Below are 19,644 nucleotides of genomic sequence, written 5' to 3'. Positions count from 1 at the left end.
TTTATTTTGGACTGTATTTATGTCCCAGCCCCTTTTGTATTTGGTAGGGTCGGCTACTTATGGTAAAAAATCCTCTTTATTTAAACTTTTAAATTAAAATTGTCAGAGTGTCTTTTGAAAGAGTAATAAATAATCATACTTAACTCGATTACTTTCTTTTAATTTAGGACAATATGTGTCCCGTTTCTTCTATATAATGAAATTATATATTCAAATATACAAAGAGGAGCAAGCTATCTATGAAATTTAAACATGTATTGACTACCGCTGCAGCACTTTCAATATTATTGGCAGGTTGCGGCTCAAATGAAAAACAAGAAGATACGCAAAAACACGAAGAAAAAGAAAAAACAAATCATCAAAAAGCAGAGAAAAAAGAAAATACACAGCATGAACAAACAACAAAACATGAAAAATCACATACTCATAAACAAACGACAGAACAAGCTGTCAGCCAACTGACACCACAAGAAAAGGTCGCTTTGGCGTTATACGCACCTAAATCAGCTGAATTTACAGTGACAGCAAATGAATTATTAAACCACAGCTATGTCCAAAACACGAATGGCGGTTCGCGACAACGAGAAATTCAACAATTAACACTTTATACAGGTAGTTCTGAAATCGTAACTAATAAACCTCAAAATATGGTGATTTATGGCACAACTAACTCTAAAGGTCCATTTGCGGCAGTTATTGGTGTGAGTGATACACAAGTGCTGGTATCAGGGACACAAGGTATCAATCCATATCAACAGTTAGCAAACATGGGAGCAGTTTATAATCTTAAAGATCTATATAAACAATACAAAGATGAACCGAACTTTAAACAAGTAGCAAATTTAATCCGAATCACAAATCAAGATGCACAATCAGCAGCACAAGAAAGTAACAGTAATTCAAGCTCTGAAAGTCATTCATCATCTTCTGAAGGTAAAGTCACACGTGCGAATGTGATTGATAAAGTAGAAGAATATGAAGGTCACAAACTAGATACAAGCACGTATACGTATAAAGAACCTGAACAAAAGAGTGATGGAAGCTGGGGCTTCTCATTTGTAGATAAATCAGGTGATTTAGCAGGATCATACATTGTGAATGCGGATGGTTCAGTGGAGAAATTTGATTCAAAAGGCCAACCTGAATAAAGAATATTGACTCTACAGCTTTCATTGAGCTGTAGAGTTTTTTATTTTAACTTAAATTGATAAATGTCAGAATTTTTAGTACAATAAAAGTCATTAAAACTTATCTAGAGAAGTAGAGGGAATTGGCCCGATGACGCTTCAGCAACAGAAGATCCAGGCATTGAATCTGACTGTGCTACATCCAACAAGTATAACTTGAAAGATAGGTGCCATATATATAGAAAGCTATATGTCGCTTATAGGTGATATATAGCTTTTTTAATAGGCGCATCAAACAAAGGGGGAACTTAAATGGTGATTTCAAGAAGATTAGCGAAGATACCAGATAGTTATTTCGGAAAAACAATGGGGAGAAAGATAGAACATGGTCCGCTTCCTCTCATCAATATGGCAGTAGGCATCCCAGATGGGGAAACACCTAAAGGAATTGTCGATGAATTTGCGAACGCATTACGTGTGCCTGAAAACCAAAAGTACGGTGCGTTTCATGGTAAAGAAAGCTTTAAGCAAGCGATTGTTGATTTCTATAAACGACAATATAATGTTGAATTGGATAAAGATGATGAAGTCTGTATTTTATATGGCACAAAGAATGGATTAGTAGGTTTGCCGAATTGTATTGTTAACCCTGAAGATTACGTTTTATTGCCAGATCCAGGTTATACAGATTACCTAGCAGGGGTGTTGTTCGCAGATGCGAAACCTTATGCGTTAGAGTTAGAACCACCATATTATCAACCTGACTTTGATAAAGTGACAGGGGAAGTCTTAAGTCAGACTAAATTGATTTATTTAACGTATCCTAATAACCCGACTGGATCAACTGTTACACAAGATGTCTTTGATGATGTAGTTCAAAAGTTCAGAGGTACACAAACGAAAATTGTACATGATTTTGCCTATGCAGCGTTCGGTTTTGATCATAAAAATCCAAGTATCTTACAGACAGCTGGAGGCAAAGAAGTCGCAATCGAGGTGTATTCACTTTCTAAAGGCTATAATATGTCTGGCTATCGTGTCGGTTTCGCAGTCGGCAACAAAGATGTGATTCAAGCTTTGAAGAAATATCATACACATCACCATGCGGGTATGTTTGGTGCGCTTCAAGATGCGGCGACATTTGCGCTTAACAACTATGATTATTTCTTAGATAAACAAAGTGAAGTCTTTAAAGCACGTCGCGATCGTTTCACTGCGATTTTAGATGAAGGAAACATCCCTTATGAACCGATGACAGGTGGCATCTTCTTATGGTTGAAAGCACCAAAAGGATATGACGGAGAACAATTTGTGGAATTCTTACTTCAAGATCAATCTATTTTAGTGGCGCCAGGTATTCCATTTGGTGAAAATGGACGTCATTATGTAAGGGTGTCTCTTGCGTTAGAGGATGAGCAATTAGATGAAGCGGCGAAGCGGTTGAAATCACTTAGTGCGATGTACAAAGAATAATCTTTTATTTAAGTAGTGAATAAAATCCCTCATAACGTTGTTATAGAGACGTTTATACGTATATTATTGATTATAAGAAGTTTCAAAAGGTGTTATGCTATTACTGTAATAAAAACACTCAGGAACTCTGGAAAGTAGCTGAGTGTAAAAATGTTAGGCGTATGGTCTAAGCCATATTCTACCTAGGCTTATGAGATAGTCGATTGTGCTTTAACACAATCGGCTATTATTTATTATCTTTTAAACAAAAATGAAGCACTGAATATAAAGTTTTTTGTTCACGGGGTGGTGGGACATGTACTTTATATTCAGTGCTTTTTTATAAGTAGTAAAAAGGAGTATAGTGATTACCCATTATCGGGAGAGTGGGTAATCGGAATTTACATACTATTTTGTATCGGGTTCAAAATAGTAACATTTATGAAAAGAATTGTTCTTATCGGGTTAAGAACAGTGGCGATTCATTGCCCCAATTCCTGTGGACCCAGGGCAATGTAGCCAACTTTTATTGTATTTACTCATAACTTTTAAAGGAGTTTCGTTTTTAAGATTTAATAATGGCTGCATGTCATGGATGATCGCGGGTCCATGACTATGCGTTTGGCTTAATCGCAAATGCACGGACCGGGAATCCTGGCGCATCTGCCGGTTTTGGACATATTGTATAAATCACTGCGCCTCGTTCTGGGAGGCGGTCTAAATTCGTTAGGAGCTCAATTTGGTACGTGTCTTGTCCGAGTACATAACGTTCACCGATTAAGTCGCCGTGTTTTGCGACATCGACTGAAGCGTCTGTATCGAATGTTTCATGACCGACTGAACGTACACCGCGTTCTTCAAGTAAGAATTGTAATGCATCGAGTGACCATCCGGGTGCGTGAGGGTTACCTTCGGCATCTTTATTCTCAAATTGCTCCACATTCGGCCAACGGTGTGACCAATCACTGCGGAATGCGACGAACGTATCAGGTTCGATTCGGCCATGTTGTGCTTCCCACTCAAGTAAATGATCGCGAGTTAAACGGAAATCGGGGTTTTCCGCAACTTCTTTAGAGTAATCAAGTACGATAAGCGGTAACACTAATTCTTTCAAATCTAATTCATGTAAATATCTTCTGTTTTCGACAAAGTGGATGGGGGCATCGATATGTGTGCCATATTGTGTGGCAACACTCCATCTTTGTACAAAATAACCATCTTCTGCAACGGTACTGATTGTATCAATATATGCAGCTTCTAATGCGCTGAAATGTGGGCTGTCTGTGTCAAAGGTATGGGTTAAATCGACCCATTCACTTTCTTTTAGACTTTTCAGCTGATCCCATAAAGGATAACTCATTATAAACACCTCATGACTGCTTAAAATTGTAGGGCTGATATAAGTGTATTTACGAGTGAGTTTTAAGACTGCGGGCTCACTCGTAAATCACTCATGACAAGTGAATTAAGCTGTTTCTTGTCCTTCTTTGTTTCTTAATTTTTTAACTGCTGAAACTAATACTGTTAATGCTTCTTTTACTTGATCTTCGTTACGTGTTTTCAAACCGCAGTCTGGGTTAACCCAGAATAATGAACGGTCGATTTCTTGTAAACCACGGTTGATTGCGACTGTGATTTCTTCTTCAGTCGGGATACGTGGACTGTGGATATCATATACACCTAATCCGATACCTAAATCATACGTTACATCCTCGAAGTCTTTGATTAAAGCACCATGGCTGCGTGATGTTTCGATTGAGATAACATCTGCATCCAAGTCGTGGATAGTATGGATGATTTCGCCGAATTGAGAATAGCACATATGCGTATGGATTTGCGTCGCATCTGACACTGAAGATGTTGCTAAGCGGAATGAACGTAACGCTTGTTTCAAGTATTCTTCATGGTATTCAGAGCGTAATGGTAAACCTTCACGTAATGCTGGTTCATCTACTTGGATAATTTTTATGCCTGCATCTTCTAATGCTAAAACTTCTTCGTTGATAGCTAAAGCGATTTGGTCTTGTACTTCATGGCGTGGGATGTCTACACGTTCGAATGACCAGTTTAAGATAGTTACAGGACCAGTCAACATACCTTTTACAGGGTGGTCAGTTAAGCTTTGCGCATAAGCTGTTTCTTCCACTGTGATTGGTTTAGTCCATTTAACATCTCCATAGATAACTGGTGGTTTAACAGCACGAGATCCGTATGATTGAACCCAACCGTATTTTGTAACTAAGAAGCCTTGTAAACGTTCACCGAAGAACTCAACCATGTCATTACGTTCGAACTCACCATGTACAAATACATCTAAGCCGATATCTTCTTGGATTTGAATCCAGCGTGCGATTTCATCGCGTAAGAATTGGTTATATTCTTCATCACTAATACGTTGGTTTTTCCAGTCAGCACGTTTTTTACGAACTTCTTTCGTTTGTGGGAATGAACCAATTGTAGTTGTTGGTAATTCTGGTAATTTTAAGCGTGCATCTTGAACTTTTTTACGTTCAGGGAATGCTGACTCACGTTGTGTACGTACGCTGTCAAAGTCGTATTCAAGGTTTTTGAATGCTTGGTTTTGGAAGCGCTCGTAAGCTGCTTTTAATTTATCGTATTTTTCGCTGTCTCCATTATTGATAACACGTTTTAAGGCGTCTAATTCGTCTAATTTTTCAGTTGCGAAGCTTAAACCTTCTTCAATTGATTCATCTAATTCTTCATCGTCTAATGAAACAGGAACATGAAGTAATGAAGATGATGGTTGGATAACTAACTCATCAGTATAGTTTTCTAAAGTTTCAATCAATTCTTTTTTCGCTTCGATATCTGCAGCCCATACATTACGGCCATCAATAATACCTGCGTATAATGCTTTGTCTTTAGATAATTTACCTGCTTTGATTTGTTCAAGGTTTTTACCGCCGTCATGTACGAAGTCTAAACCGAAACCTTTAACAGGTAAGCTATTCACAAAGTCTAAATCTACATGTTCGAAATAAGTTTGGATGACTAATTTATCAGCTAACCCTGCTTTGTCGAAGTATTCATAGACGTGACGTGTAACGTCTTGTAATTGTTCTGCATCATCAGTTACTAATACAGGTTCGTCGATTTGAATGTATTCAGCACCTGCATCAACAAGTGATTGTAATACTTCTTTGTATAATGGAAGCAATGCTTCAACTTTCTCTTCAAATGTTTGATCGCCGCCGCGTGATAATTGAACGAATGTTACAGGACCTAAAATCACTGGGTGTGCATTTACGTTTAATTGTTTAGCGAATTCGAAACGTTCTAATAAAACGTTGCGGTTTAATTTAGGTTCTACGTTGTCCCATTCAGGTACGATGTAGTGATAGTTTGTGTTGAACCATTTAATTAAGGCACTTGCGACATTTTCTTTTGTACCACGTGCGATATTGAATAATAAATCATCGTTGACTTCTTGACCTTGGAAACGTTCTGGGATGATGTTGAATAATAATGATACGTCTAATACGTGGTCATATAATGAGAAGTCTCCAACAGGTACGCTGTCGATACTGTAGTGTTTTTGTAATAATAAGTTTTCTTTATGCAGGTCGTTTAATGTTGTTGTTAATTCATCATAGTTTGTTTTACCTGCCCAGTAACTTTCGATTGCTTTCTTCCATTCTCTCTTGCGTCCTAAACGTGGGAATCCGATATTAGCTGTTGTAATTGTCATATTATTGCCTCCTGATTTTTTGCAGTTTGTTTTTTAAAGTAATGTGTAAGTTCGAGTGAAAAGTCTACTTGTTCAAATGGTGTAATGATATAGAGTCCATTAAAGTGTTTGATAACTTCATCTATCAATTTGCGACAGATGCGCAAGCTCAGTTCTTTGGTTTTTTGTTTATCATCTTTAACCGCTTCGAACTGATCTAATATTTCATCTGGCAATGAAATGCCAGGGACTTCATTGTGTAAGAATGTTGCATTTCTATAACTTGTTATTGGCATGATACCGATAAAGAATGGGGTATCAAGATGTGCTGTCTTTTCAGCAATTTCTTGAATACGCTCGACAGTGTAGACAGGCTGTGTAATGAAGTAACTCATACCGCAGTCTACTTTTTTGTCTAAGCGTTTCACCGCTGCTTCCATCTTGCGGACGTTCGGGTTGAACGCACCGGCAATATTGAAGTTCGTTTTCGTTTTCAATGCGCCGCCGTCAATATTAAGTCCTTGGTTGAAACGAACAGCGAGTTCAGTTAAACCTCTTGAATTTACATCATAAACATTCGTCGCACCTGGCAGATGCCCCACCTTAGATGGGTCACCTGTAATCGCGAGTATCTCGTTAATACCAAGCAGTGATAAGCCGAGTAAGTGAGATTGTAAACCGATTAAGTTCCTGTCTCTGCAGGTAATGTGGACCAGCGGTTCAATGTTGTAATTCTGCTTAATAATACTAGCTGCTGCGATGTTGCTAACGCGTACCGTTGCGAGTGAGTTATCTGCAAGTGTGATAGCGTCGACTTTCGCTTTGTCTAGTTTTGTGACATTCGCAAAGAATTTCGTTGTATCTAAGTGCTTTGGTGTATCTAGTTCAACGATGACTGTCGGACCAGCTTTGACTTTAGTCGTTAAGTTATTCTTTTTGACCGGAATAGAAGGGTAATTACTTTTTCTTCTGATCGGAATAACTTTCTTTTCTAAAGTTGGTTTTAAGCCTTCAACCGCTTGCTTGATGAAGCGGATATGTTCAGGTGTAGTACCGCAACAACCGCCGATTAAGTGTACGCCTTCTTTCACTAGCGTTTCAGCTATCTTACCGAAGTAAGAAGCGTTGTCGCTGTAGTGAATCGTAGAATCTTCAAAGTCTAAGAGACTAGCGTTCGGGTAACATGAGAGAATCGCATGTTGCGGAATCTCAATATGTGTGAAAGATTGTTGCATATGGTGCGGACCGTGATGGCAATTCAAGCCGATAACGTCTGCGCCTTCTGCTTCAACTTGTTTAAGTGCTTCGTTAATTTCTGTTCCATCTTGCAAGTAGTTGGTGCTTGAAGCAGTTAACTGTGCGATAACTGGAATATTATACTTTTTCTTCGTCGCTCTGATCACCTGCAAGAGTTCGTTTAAATCGTAATAAGTTTCAAAGAGGAGTGCGTCAACACCCTCGTCAATCAGTGTTTCAATTTGAATATCTGTGTGATACAAAATCGTCGATAGCGACAAGTCATTTTGTTTCACGCCTTTAAAACCTCCGACAGTTCCTAAAATAAACGTGTCTTCATTGGCTGCTTGTTTCGCTATTCTGACACCGGCACGTGTGATGTCTCTTACTTGATGTTCTAATCCGAAAGCTTGAAGCTTTTCGAAGTTGGCACCGTAAGTATTGGTTTGAATGACATTCGCACCAGCTTCAATGTAAGATCGATGAATTTGTTCGATTTTCTTTGGATGTGTAAGATTATATGCTTCAGGGCAAGTATCGATCCCTTCAGAGTAGAGAATCGTTCCTATTGCACCGTCAGCTACTAATACGTTCTTGCTCAAAGTTTGTAGAAACCGGCTCATAGTATGCTTCCTCCAATGCTGCTTCAAAATCTGCAATCAACTCGTCTGGGTCTTCTAAGCCCACACTCAGTCTCAAGAGATCGAACGTAATTCCGCGTTCGTTACGCACATCTTCTGGAACAGAAGCATGTGACATTGTGGCTGGATGAGAGACGATAGTTTGAATACCGCCTAGGCTGACTGCGATTTGCGGTATTTTTAATGCTTTCGCAAATGTCGGTACCTTTTCTGCTTCGCTTAATCTGAAGCCAAGTACTGCACCGCCATTTTCAGCTTGGCGTTGATTGATTTCATCATTTCCTGGGTAATATACATCAGTAATTTCAGGACGTGATTTTAAGAATTCAACAATCTTTTCAGTGTTTTTCACTGATTGATTCCATCGTACATAAAGCGTTTTAAGATGCTTTGTCAGTGTCCAGCTGTCTTGAGCTGATAATCCGCTTCCTAAAGTGTTTTGTAAGAATTGTAATGATTCTGCAACTTCCGCGTTGTTTGTTACAACTGCCCCTGCAATTAAGTCACTGTGGCCGCTTAAGAATTTAGTGGCACTATGAATCACAATGTCAGCACCTAAATGCAATGGCTTTTGTGATAGGGGTGTTAAGAATGTATTGTCGACTGAAACAAGGATATTATGTTTCTTTGCGACATCCGCAATGGCTTGAATATCTGTCACTTTAAATAATGGATTTGACGGTGTTTCCAGATGAATTAGTTTCGTATTTTCCTGAATCGCTTGTTCAACTGCTAATGGGTTTGTCGTATCTACTGCTGTGACTTCGATATTAAATCCTGGTAAAACATGTTCGCATAAGCGGTATGTCCCACCGTAAACATCATTCGGAATAATTAAGTGATCTCCTGATTTCAGTAAGAAGAAAACTGCTGAAATTGCTCCGATTCCTGAGTTATAAGCGATACCGTACTCGGCATCTTCAAGTGCTGCAAGCTTTTCTTCTAACAATGCTCGGTTCGGGTGGCCTGATCTTGCGTAATCGTAAGGGACCTCTGAACCAATCAATGCTGTCGGGAAAGTCGATGAGTCATAAAGTGGCGGGTTGGCTGCTAAAATGTGCGGGAATTGATGATACTTAATTAAATTTGTTTCTGATGATAGTGACATACATATACACTCCTTTAGTTATTGAGATTGCTTTTGGCTGCGGAAGTTCTGGAACTAAGGAGGGAAGCTGACCACGAAAAAAAAAGCTTCCGTCCTTTAAACCCGAAAAAAGATTCGGATGTAAAGGACGAAAGCTTGAGCTTCGCGGTACCACCTTAATTCGCTGCTTTATTGCTAAAGCAACCTCTTCCAGTACGCTAAATCTGTTCATGGCAGCTACTGAAGGTCGGTTCCGTTATATGTATCAGCTGTTGCTGTAAATAACAATAACGTGTGCGTCATTCCAGTACGCCATTATGCAAAAATGTTAATACTGTAGCGCTATAACGGGCGCCCCCGTTGATGCCTCATATCGACACCACCACTCCAAGGCCATTTTCAAACTTTCTTTCTGTGCTTCCTTTCAGCGGACAGAAGCTCTCTGTGTCAGCAGTGTAAGTTCTACTTTCCTTATTATCGTGTTTCAAGACGATATTCAATTGTTTCTCTTTCGTGTTGAAAGGTTTGTTTTTTGTTGATGACCACATTGTATATTGGTTCTGTTTTGTTTGTCAACAGAATTTTCAGAATAGTAGTTTTTTACTGACAATTAAAAACGAGAGAAACATAAGCGTATCAAGGGTTGGACGTTGCTGAAAAATTTTTAAAATTTTTTTGAATCAAGCCATTTTTCAGTCATTATTTTTCAATTTGAGAATGAAAATTCCTTTATTGCATTCATGATTTTCCTTACAATAAGAGAGGAGCAAAAATTAAAAATGTAACACTATTTTAGTGACGAAAGTGAGGTGACTGGAACGTGCGTGACATAACAAATGAGAACGATGGACATGTAGAATATATCGATTTAGATGCAATTCGGCCAAACCCTTATCAGCCTAGAAAACATTTTGATCAGGAAAAATTAGCAGATCTCGCAGCTTCTATTCGTGAACATGGCGTCTTACAACCGATTATCTTACGCAAAACGGTGCAAGGTTACCATATTGTCGTAGGTGAACGCCGTTTCAGAGCCTCTCATTTAGCAGGCTTGAACTCAGTGCCAGCGATAGTCAAAGAGATGTCTGATGCTGAGATGATGGAACTCGCCATTATAGAGAACCTGCAGCGGGAAGATTTGAATGCGATTGAAGAAGCGGAAAGTTATCGTAAGCTGATGGATGATTTACATATCACACAAAAAGAGGTGGCTGAACGTTTAGGTAAATCCCGTCCTTATATCGCGAATATGTTGCGATTGTTGAATTTACCGTCTGCTGTCGCCGAGTGGGTAAAAGACGGCAAATTATCAGGTGCGCATGGTCGCACATTATTAATACTAAAAGACGAAACCAAAATGAAACAAATCGCTAAACAAGTCATGAAAGAAGCGTGGAGTGTGCGTTACTTAGAACAATACATTGCAGAGCTGACTTCACCTACTTCAGAAGATGATGCTAAGAAAAAGACAAAGAAACCGCGCATGATTAAACGGCAGGAACGCTTGCTTAAAGAGCGCTTTGGTACCAATGTAGCCATCACAACTAAGCGAAATAAAGGACAAATCACTTTTGAATTCAAATCAGAAGAAGAATTTAAGCGTTTGATTCAACAATTACACAGTGAAACATAAGAAAATATGTTGTATTCATGGTAAAATATATAATTGTTGTGAAATGACAGGAGGACGAACTTTTGAATACGTTTTGGAATACAATGCAAGGTGTTTTCAACTCACTCGTTGAGCCGTTTACAAAGCCTGAAACGTACGCAATGATACTCAACAAGCTCATCATGATTGTCATCTACGTAGTCGTTGCGATGATTATTATCAACTTGGTCAATAAGTCGATTGATCAGTTCTTTAAACTACAAAACCGCAATGCACATGGTAGAAAACGATCTCATACATTAAGTGCGATGTTGAAGAATATTGTGCGTTATGTCGTATGGTTTATTGTATTAACAACGATATTAGGTAAATTCGGAATTAGTGTCACAGGATTATTAGCCGGAGCTGGTGTAGTCGGTTTAGCAATCGGCTTTGGTGCACAAACCATTGTTAAAGACATCATCACAGGGTTCTTTATTATATTTGAGAATCAATTTGATGTGGGAGATTATGTTAAAATCAACTTGAACGGTGCACCTATCACAGAAGGTACAGTTCAATCTATCGGTATCCGCTCAACACGTATACATGCGTATACAGGAGAGTTGACCGTGTTGCCGAACAGTGTAATGTCAGAGATTACCAACTTCTCAATCAGTAACGGTAAAGCATTGATAGAAGTACCGATTGCGATGGAAGAGAATGTCGATAAGGTAGAAAGTAAGCTGAAAGACTTCTTAGAATCCTTACATTCCAATTACTTTATCTTTGTCTCAAAACCTGAAATTCTTGGTATCGAGGATTTAACAGGTAATGCTTATATCATGAAAATAGCGGCAGAAACAACACCGAATAATACTGTGCCAGGCGCTCGTATCTTACGTAAAGAGGTTGCGAACTTCTTGAACCAAGAAGGAATTAAATCACCAACCCCTATTATGATGCAGTTTAATGGACAAAAATCTCAGTAATAAGAATTCATAATGATGGAGGATTGTAAATGGCAGCTCAGTATGGTCTGAATGACATTGTGGAGATGAAAAAGGCGCATGCTTGCGGCGCAAACCGATTTAAAATAATTCGTATGGGTGCAGATATCAGAATTAAATGCGAACATTGCAATCGAAGTATTATGATGCCTCGTACAGAGTTTAATAAAAAATTAAAGAAAATACTTGTATCACATGATACACAAGAGAAGGAGAATGACTAATGGCTTTAACAGCTGGTATCGTAGGCTTACCAAACGTCGGAAAGTCTACATTATTTAACGCAATTACAAAAGCGGGTGCACTTGCGGCGAACTACCCGTTCGCTACAATCGACCCGAACGTCGGGATTGTAGAAGTTCCGGATTCACGTTTAGATGCTTTAGCAGATATCGTTAATCCTAAAAAAGTACTTCCTACAACATTCGAATTCACTGATATTGCAGGGATTGTTAAAGGTGCTTCAAAAGGTGAAGGTCTAGGAAACAAATTCTTATCTCATATCCGTGAAGTAGATGCAATCTGTCAAGTAGTTCGTGCATTCGATGATGATAACGTGACACACGTATCTGGTCGTGTAGATCCACTAGATGATATTGAAGTTATCAATATGGAATTAGTACTTGCAGATTTAGAATCTGTAGATAAACGCTTACCACGTCTTGAAAAAATGGCACGTCAAAAAGATAAAGATGCGTTGAATGAAGTACGCATTTTAGAACGTATTAAAGAAGCATTAGAAAACGGCGAACCGATTCGCAGCTTAGAGTTCAATGAAGAAGATGCGAAATATGTGAAACAAGCACAATTATTAACATCAAAACCAATGATTTATATCGCAAACGTTGGTGAAGATGAAGTGAATGAAGCGGACAACGAAAAAGTTCAAACAATTAAAGAATACGCTGACAAAGAAGGTTCAGAAGTTATTGTCATCAGTGCGAAAATTGAAGAAGAAATTGCGACATTAGATGACGAAGATAAAGACATGTTCTTAGAAGACTTAGGAATCGAAGAACCTGGCTTGAACCGTTTAATCCGCAGCACATACAACTTGTTAGGTCTTGCGACATACTTCACAGCAGGTGTACAAGAAGTACGTGCTTGGACATTCAAAAAAGGTATGACTGCCCCACAATGTGCGGGTATCATCCACACTGACTTTGAACGCGGCTTCATCCGTGCAGAAGTAACAAGTTATGACGATTATGTTGAAAATAACGGTGAACAAGGTGCGAAAGAAGCAGGTAAAATGCGTTTAGAAGGTAAAGAATACATCATGCAAGACGGCGATGTTGTTCACTTCAGATTCAACGTATAATTAAGTAAATAAACAACTAACTAAAAACACGCGCTTAACAAAGCATATGATTATGCTGTGTTGAGGGCGTGTTTTTTGCGCTAAACTAATCTTTCACGCTTTTAGTAAGAAAGCTGGATGGTTACTCCTATGTAATTTATTTGGCTAATAATAATGTATGGTTGATTGATGAATAGATACAAAAATAACATTTTATAGTATTTTCTTTAAAATAAGCGCTTTCATTAAGCAAATATGGTATATTACAAAATGATGATACATTCATATTGTTAGCAATAAAACATTTTATGAAGTTTATTTAGGTCATAGGAGGAAACAGCATGAAAAAACAATTAGAAAATCACTCAACACTGGAACACAAAAGGTACTTGAAACCACTCTTGTTAACAGGAGGGTTATTATTAACAAGTGCTTATTTCACTCATGATGCTTCAGCTGCTGAAACGCAAGATGCAACACCAAAAGCAAGTGTGACTGACACAAATAAAACAGCTGAAACGACAGCTGTAGCAGAGACAACTACCACACCAGCCACACCTGAAGCACCAAAGGCAACAACTGCTGCCACAACAAATCAACAACCTGCGAACACTACTACTGTTACGCAAACACAAACAACATCAACGCCTAGTCCTACTACACCACCTCAAACTTTAGAGCAACCTAAGCCTGAGGGTAGTCAAACGTTATGGGATAATCCAGATGGTGAAAACTACTATCGAATCCCTGCTATTGCGAGTACAGGCGATGGCCATGTTGTAGCAGTATCAGATTATAGATACAATGACGCCTGGGATTTAGGTCATCATCGCATTGATTTGTTAGTAAAACATTCTACAGATAATGGAGAAACATGGGGACCTGAAACAAATATCACTAAACAATATAGTTCAGAAACAGTGGGTTATGGCGATGCGGCAATGGTTGCTGACAGAGACTCTAATAAAGTCGTTATTTTGAGCGCGTATGGAGACAAAGGTTATTGGCATAAAGTCCCTGAGTATGTTTCTACACGTCAAGATCCACTTAGAATCGCAAGACTAGTATCTAATGATGGTGGTTATACTTTTGAAAAGCCGCAAGATATCACACAAAATATCTATGGATTAAATGATAAATGGACACGTCTTTTTGCTGCTTCAGGAAGAATTATGCAGTCAAGATATGTGAAAACAGGTGATTATTATAGAATCTATACTTCAATTCTAGAAGGACAACCAGATGGTAATAATAACTATGTATTATATAGTGATGATTTAGGTGAACATTGGAATATCCTTGGTGATGCACATTCTCCAGTACCAAATGGTGACGAAGCGAAAATTGAAGAACTGCCTAACGGTAATGTAGCAATCTTCTCAAGAACTGCAGCTGGACGTATCGTAAATGTCTTTACGTATGACAAGAAAGATAAACAATTTGCGACAGGAACATGGGAAGCACAACCTGAAAAGATTACATTAGGTAACGGTGGATCTACAAATGGTGAAACGCTTGTTGTGTATGCAAAAAACTTAAAAACAAATCAATACACACACCTTTTACTACAATCTTTACCAACGATTGATAAAAGTAGAAAAGGCGTAGGTATTTATTATAAAGCTTTAAGTGCTAGTGATAAAACAGCTAAAGATGTCACAAGTGGATGGGATCCTAACCACTTCTACCTAATCCAAAAGGGTGAAAGTGCTTATTCTACAATGACAGTACTTAAAAATGGAAACATCGGCTTCTTATATGAGGATAAAATTTTCAATTTAGGTTATGACATCCAATATTTAACGTTGAATCTTAAAACTATTACTAATGGTTTGTATGAAATGGCCTATACAGGTTTAGGAACTCAACAGACACCATTTGTGATTGAAAATAAAGCACAACAAAACGCAAAAGAAACTGTCTTTAAAAATGAAAATGTACAATGGTTAGATACAACAAAAGTACTTCCAAAAGAAGAAGCGCGTGTTGTCAAAGAGAAAGAAAATAAAGAAATCACAATGTCTCAAACTTCATACTCTAAAGAGAATAAAGCAACTTCAAATCAAAATATCAACCAACCAAACACTACATCTGAAAAGAACGCAGCAAAATCTGAACAAAAAGCTAAAAAAGCAAACGAACTCCCAAATACTGGTGAAGAAACAAAACGAAATCTTTTCGTAGGATTATTAGCACTTGTGACTGGTCTTGTATTTGTTAAAGTCAGAAGAAGAAATAAAAACTAAATGAACGTTCAAAAGGCTCCTTTCAATTTGATGAGAGGAGTCATTTGTATAATAGAATAGAATCAATGTAAAACATCTACTGAAATAGAATACAGAGAGGGCGTTTTAAGTATGGTGTTGTTTCTTAGCAGTATTTTTCTATGGATACTAGGAAAATTATTTCGACAAGTACCGCCAGATGATATTAATCATTTTTGGGGATTTCGAACAAGAAAGTCTAAGAAAAATAAAGAGAATTGGATGCTGGCTCAAAAAGAGTATGGTGAACAGTCTACAAAGGTATTTATGTATACGGTGTTCGCTTCATTCTTTTGGCTATTGGCTGACATTGTATTCTTATTTTTAGATAACGATATATTCTTGATTATCTCAGTACTGCTTCAATCTATCATATTATTAGCGTTAATATTGATGTTGTATATCAACGTTAATAACAAATTAAAATAAATAATTCTCAAAACACGCGCTTAACAAAGCATATGATCATGCTGAGTTGAGGGCGTGTTTTTGTATGTATTAATATCAAGCATATTATATAAAGCGATAAAGGGATTTCTGTTTTGAAAATAGAACAATATCCTAAGTTTTTCATGTTTTATGTTGTACATTTTCAAAGAAATATAAGTCTAGTAAGATGAGTTCTTTTACTATGTTTAAACTGATATGAGAATTGATAGTTATTTTAATTGATTTTGTTTTATGTTGAAAACGCTTTAAACACAAGTGCTTTGAAAAGTGTGTCGGAAGTTATCTCTTTTAAAAGGTTTTAAAATTTTTAGTAAAACTTGTGTAAATCAATAAGTTTTTTTACATATTCCAAAAAATTAATGATAGAATTGTGTAGAACAATTACACACGAAAGAAGTGAAACATTTAATGCCTAGAAAACAGCAACACGATGTATTATTCGATAAAGAATTACGAAATAAATACCACATTAGAAAATTTAGCGCAGGGATTGCTTCAGTTCTATTTGGAACACTAGTTTATACATCCCTGGATCAACAAGCACAAGCTGCAGAAAACACTGATACCGCTGTTGTAAATCCTACAACACAACCAGAAACAAACGGTGACACTGCAACTGCGGAGTCAACAAAAACACAAACAAATGAAACAGTGAATGATTCTCCTACTCCACAAGACACTACGATTCAACAACCTTCTGTTGATAATCAAACAAGCGAAACAGCAACAAAACCTGAACCTGTAACAGCACCAGAAGTATCACAACCTACCAAAACAGATACAACGCAAACTGATGCGTCGAAAGTTGATACACAAAAAGCAACAGAACCATCGACAGATGCGCCAAAAGAAGCTGCGACTACTGAAGTTAAAGCTACTACTGTTACGCCATCAGAACCTGCTGTTCAACCTGCAGATGCTGAAGTTGCGACAAGAGCTGCCGCTACTACCGATACAACAACGACAGAAGCACCTGCTCAACCAATTACGAATACAAGTGCACCAGCACCCGCTGCGAACGCACATCCTGTTGAAAAAATCCAAGGAATTAATGAGCAAGTTTATGCGAAAGAGATTCCTGTATATGAAAAATCAGAAGCTGCAAGAACAGCAAGAATGCAACGTGGTATTTATCAAGCAAGAGAAAGTTTAGGTTTGATTGTACCGCAAAATAAAAAGCTCTATATCAGACAAGCACAAGGCAGTAATGAAGAAGATTTACGTGTAGATTTGATGACTAACGATAGACAAACAGTTCGTAATGCGACAGTTTCTAGAGACGGAAGCTGGACACAAATCTCTACAACTATGGATAGCGGTGCCTTCGTACGTATTCCAACAGGTTTAACTAAAAAACCAGTTGTAGAATACTATGTTGAAGGTGATGCTGGCGTCACACTGCCTACTTACCGTAAAGGTGGAGATAAAGCAGCGTTCGATGCAGATTGAGCTGCTCGTAATACAAGCTATGGTTATGTAGACGGCGATAAAATTGCTTTCTTAGTACCGAATGTAGACCGTGAACGCATCGCAAACTTAGGTAAAAACCCAGGCCAATGGGGCTTTATGAACTTAGATGACATGATTGGTTATTACGAAGATGTTATTAATCATTATGATAAATGGGTTGGCTTAAATGATGACATTAATTCTGTCCACTATAATGTCGGCCAAAAATACTTTACGATTGCGGATGCTCATGGGCCAGGTCTTGCTTATTACTCAACAAACAATATGGGATCTAATAACCCATCTATGTCAGGTTATCTTGAAAGAGGTTGGTTAGCACTGCATGAAGTCGGTCATGGCTATGATGGCGCAATGACGTATGATCCTAAAATGAATTTAATTGAAATTGAAAACAACATTTTAGCTAACCAATATCAAACGACTATCATGGGTGTCAAAGACGGTTGGGCTTATGAAGGCAGACAAGAAAGCATGCAGAAAGATTTCCATGATCGCGTAATGGATGGAAGAATGAATTTCTATAATGCAGGTTTCCGCGGCAGTCTTGATTTCATGACAAAAATGGTGCGTTTAACGGGCATTGAAGGCTTTGCGGATATGTGGAAAGGTATTCGTCAAGAAGAAGCGGATATGGGCAAAGCAGGTAAACCATTTGAACAAGATGTACCGAGATGGATTACAACGTATTGGTTAGCTGATAACGGCATTAATGGCACAGCCTACTTTGATTTATACAAAGTGAAAATGCCACAAGCTTTAAAAGATGATTTAGACACTTACAATAATACATTCACATACCCATTAGCAGCATTGATTACTAATCCTGAGGAACAACAACGCATCAAAGATAAACTAGGTTTATCTACGATTTATGAACTTGTAAAATCATCAGATTTAGCTGATACGGCGATTCATGAAGATGCACAAGTGAATGTGAATTTAAATGGACAAGTCTTACCAGATAACGTCAAAGTAAGCTTGATGGAAAGCACACAAGAAATTGCGAGTGCAGAAGTTGTAGATGGTAAAGCTGCATTCTCTAATTTACGTGCGGGTGTTTATAAAATTGTCGCACCTCTTTCAACAACAGACGCATTACCTGAAAGTGAATATCTCGTAGTTAGAGAAGGCGGTAATAATCAAGCAACGCTTGATTATCCTAAAAAAGATGATATCCAAAACAATATTACACAAACCATCTCACTAAGAGGATTAGGCAACTGGGAAATGGCTACAGTCAACTATAATCCAGATACTAAACAAGTAACGTATAAACAAAGTCCAGGACAACCACATTTATACTTCACTGATGAATATGCACATGTAACTATTCAAAAAGCAGATGGTACGACAGTATTAGATAGAACATTAGTTGGTAACAAAAGTCTTGCATCAGAACTGCAAACTTTCGATTTAGAATATGGCGATAAAGTTATCGTTCGCCATCGTGAACCAGCGGCTCGTCGTGTGTTAGTCAGAAATGAAAACAAAGATAATGTAGCGATTTCTAGACAAAATGTTGAAAAAGAAACATTAACTTATACACTGACTGATAAAGGATTTATTGTAGATGGTGAAACACAAGCGGATGCAAACCGTCGTTATGATGAAGAGATTAGAAAAGATGTAACACACGTAGCAGAAGAAATTAAAAATCATCCTGAAAGAGATTATCGCAGAGAACTATTTAATGTCTTCACAGGTGTTGAATATGCTGATCCTGCGATTAAGGAAGAATTGCTACAAATCTTAAACCCATTAGTTGCGGTTTATCAAGTTGATACACCAACTGTGGACAAGGTAGAAGCAGGTGCGACAAGCATCAGCGGTAAAGGTGAGCCAGAAAGCACAATTACACTTACTTTTGCGAATGGCAAAAAAGCAGAAGTAGAAGTTGATAAAGATGGGCAGTGGACAACACAATTACCAGAAGGAACATCTTTAGAACATAACGATGTTACACAGGTATATGCAACAGGTAAACACGGTACAGTATCTGAACCGATTTCTGTCAAAGCTTTAGATACAGTAGCACCTAAAGCACCAGTGATTAACGCAATTGAAGCTGGTAGTCAGACAGTAACTGGAACAAGTGAACCATTAAGTAAAGTTACGTTAACGTTGCCAAACGGTACAACAAAAGTAGTCGACGCAGACGATAAAGGCGTTTGGACAACTACATTAGAAACACCGTTAGCTCATAATGAAGTAATCAAAGCAGTAGCTTCAGACGCAGCAGAAAACAAATCAGTAGAAGCGACTCAAACGGTAAAAGATACAGTAGTTCCAGAAGCACCAGTAATCAACACAATCGAAGCAGGAACTAAA

Annotated in this window: 14 protein-coding genes, 1 riboswitch and 1 other annotated feature; of the genes, 10 read left to right on the top strand and 4 right to left on the bottom strand. The window is 38.0% G+C overall.

Annotation, left to right across the window (positions count from 1 at the left end):
- Positions 1-239: 239 nt before the first annotated feature.
- The gene (locus tag HMPREF2846_RS13550; RefSeq protein WP_070626865.1) at positions 240-1,148 is read left to right on the top strand and encodes a hypothetical protein; all 909 of its coding nucleotides are present in this window, start codon (positions 240-242) and stop codon (positions 1,146-1,148) included.
- 97 nt (positions 1,149-1,245) lie between these two features.
- A riboswitch (SAM riboswitch) is annotated at positions 1,246-1,357 on the top strand.
- Positions 1,358-1,439: 82 nt separating this feature from the next.
- Complete coding sequence (locus tag HMPREF2846_RS13545; RefSeq protein WP_070626863.1) at positions 1,440-2,600, top strand: aminotransferase class I/II-fold pyridoxal phosphate-dependent enzyme; 1,161 nt, start codon at positions 1,440-1,442, stop codon at positions 2,598-2,600.
- A gap of 592 nt (positions 2,601-3,192) precedes the next feature.
- On the opposite strand, the gene HMPREF2846_RS13540 is transcribed toward HMPREF2846_RS13545, so the two are convergent.
- From HMPREF2846_RS13540 to HMPREF2846_RS13525, 4 genes are all read right to left on the bottom strand, one after another.
- A complete protein-coding gene (locus HMPREF2846_RS13540) occupies positions 3,193-3,942 on the bottom strand; it encodes a cyclase family protein (RefSeq protein ID WP_031262359.1) in 750 nt (249 codons plus the stop codon).
- Positions 3,943-4,044: 102 nt separating this feature from the next.
- Entirely contained in the window at positions 4,045-6,288 is a 2,244-nt protein-coding gene (gene metE, locus HMPREF2846_RS13535) for a 5-methyltetrahydropteroyltriglutamate--homocysteine S-methyltransferase (RefSeq protein ID WP_023014882.1), read from the bottom strand.
- A complete protein-coding gene (locus HMPREF2846_RS13530) occupies positions 6,285-8,126 on the bottom strand; it encodes a bifunctional homocysteine S-methyltransferase/methylenetetrahydrofolate reductase (protein WP_070626861.1) in 1,842 nt (613 codons plus the stop codon). Before HMPREF2846_RS13530 ends, metE begins: the two co-directional genes overlap by 4 nt.
- Positions 8,080-9,252 carry a trans-sulfuration enzyme family protein gene (locus tag HMPREF2846_RS13525; protein ID WP_002480308.1) on the bottom strand — a complete coding sequence of 391 codons (1,173 nt, stop codon included), beginning with the start codon at positions 9,250-9,252 and terminating at the stop codon, positions 8,080-8,082. The genes HMPREF2846_RS13530 and HMPREF2846_RS13525 overlap by 47 nt, the downstream gene beginning before the upstream one ends.
- Positions 9,253-9,372: 120 nt before the next feature.
- Positions 9,373-9,718: a binding site (T-box leader), on the bottom strand.
- Positions 9,719-10,051: 333 nt separating this feature from the next.
- Here HMPREF2846_RS13525 and HMPREF2846_RS13520 point away from each other — a divergent pair.
- From HMPREF2846_RS13520 to HMPREF2846_RS13485, 8 genes are all read left to right on the top strand, one after another.
- Positions 10,052-10,864, top strand: coding sequence for a ParB/RepB/Spo0J family partition protein (locus HMPREF2846_RS13520; protein ID WP_070626859.1), 813 nt, complete (start codon positions 10,052-10,054; stop codon positions 10,862-10,864).
- Positions 10,865-10,947: 83 nt separating this feature from the next.
- Entirely contained in the window at positions 10,948-11,814 is an 867-nt protein-coding gene (locus tag HMPREF2846_RS13515) for a mechanosensitive ion channel family protein (RefSeq protein ID WP_031262363.1), read from the top strand.
- A gap of 29 nt (positions 11,815-11,843) precedes the next feature.
- A complete protein-coding gene (locus tag HMPREF2846_RS13510) occupies positions 11,844-12,056 on the top strand; it encodes a DUF951 domain-containing protein (RefSeq protein WP_002480311.1) in 213 nt (70 codons plus the stop codon).
- Positions 12,056-13,153 (top strand): redox-regulated ATPase YchF, encoded by a 1,098-nt coding sequence (gene ychF / locus HMPREF2846_RS13505; RefSeq protein ID WP_002480312.1) that lies wholly within the window; start codon positions 12,056-12,058, stop codon positions 13,151-13,153. Before HMPREF2846_RS13510 ends, ychF begins: the two co-directional genes overlap by 1 nt.
- 320 nt (positions 13,154-13,473) lie before the next feature.
- Positions 13,474-15,378, top strand: a complete 1,905-nt coding sequence (locus HMPREF2846_RS13500) for an LPXTG cell wall anchor domain-containing protein (protein ID WP_070626857.1) — start codon at positions 13,474-13,476, stop codon at positions 15,376-15,378.
- A gap of 111 nt (positions 15,379-15,489) precedes the next feature.
- Positions 15,490-15,825 (top strand): SdpI family protein, encoded by a 336-nt coding sequence (locus HMPREF2846_RS13495; RefSeq protein WP_070626855.1) that lies wholly within the window; start codon positions 15,490-15,492, stop codon positions 15,823-15,825.
- Positions 15,826-16,254: 429 nt separating this feature from the next.
- Entirely contained in the window at positions 16,255-17,295 is a 1,041-nt protein-coding gene (locus HMPREF2846_RS13490) for a YSIRK-type signal peptide-containing protein (protein WP_070626854.1), read from the top strand.
- Between the two features lie 117 nt (positions 17,296-17,412).
- Positions 17,413-19,644, top strand: a 2,232-nt coding sequence (locus HMPREF2846_RS13485) for an Ig-like domain-containing protein (protein ID WP_141751906.1), incomplete at its 3' end; no start/stop codon positions are given.

Origin of the sequence: Staphylococcus sp. HMSC056G08, assembly GCF_001812305.1 — a bacterium.
GTDB lineage: Bacteria > Bacillota > Bacilli > Staphylococcales > Staphylococcaceae > Staphylococcus > Staphylococcus simulans.
This window is presented reverse-complemented; position numbering and strand designations above follow the sequence as displayed.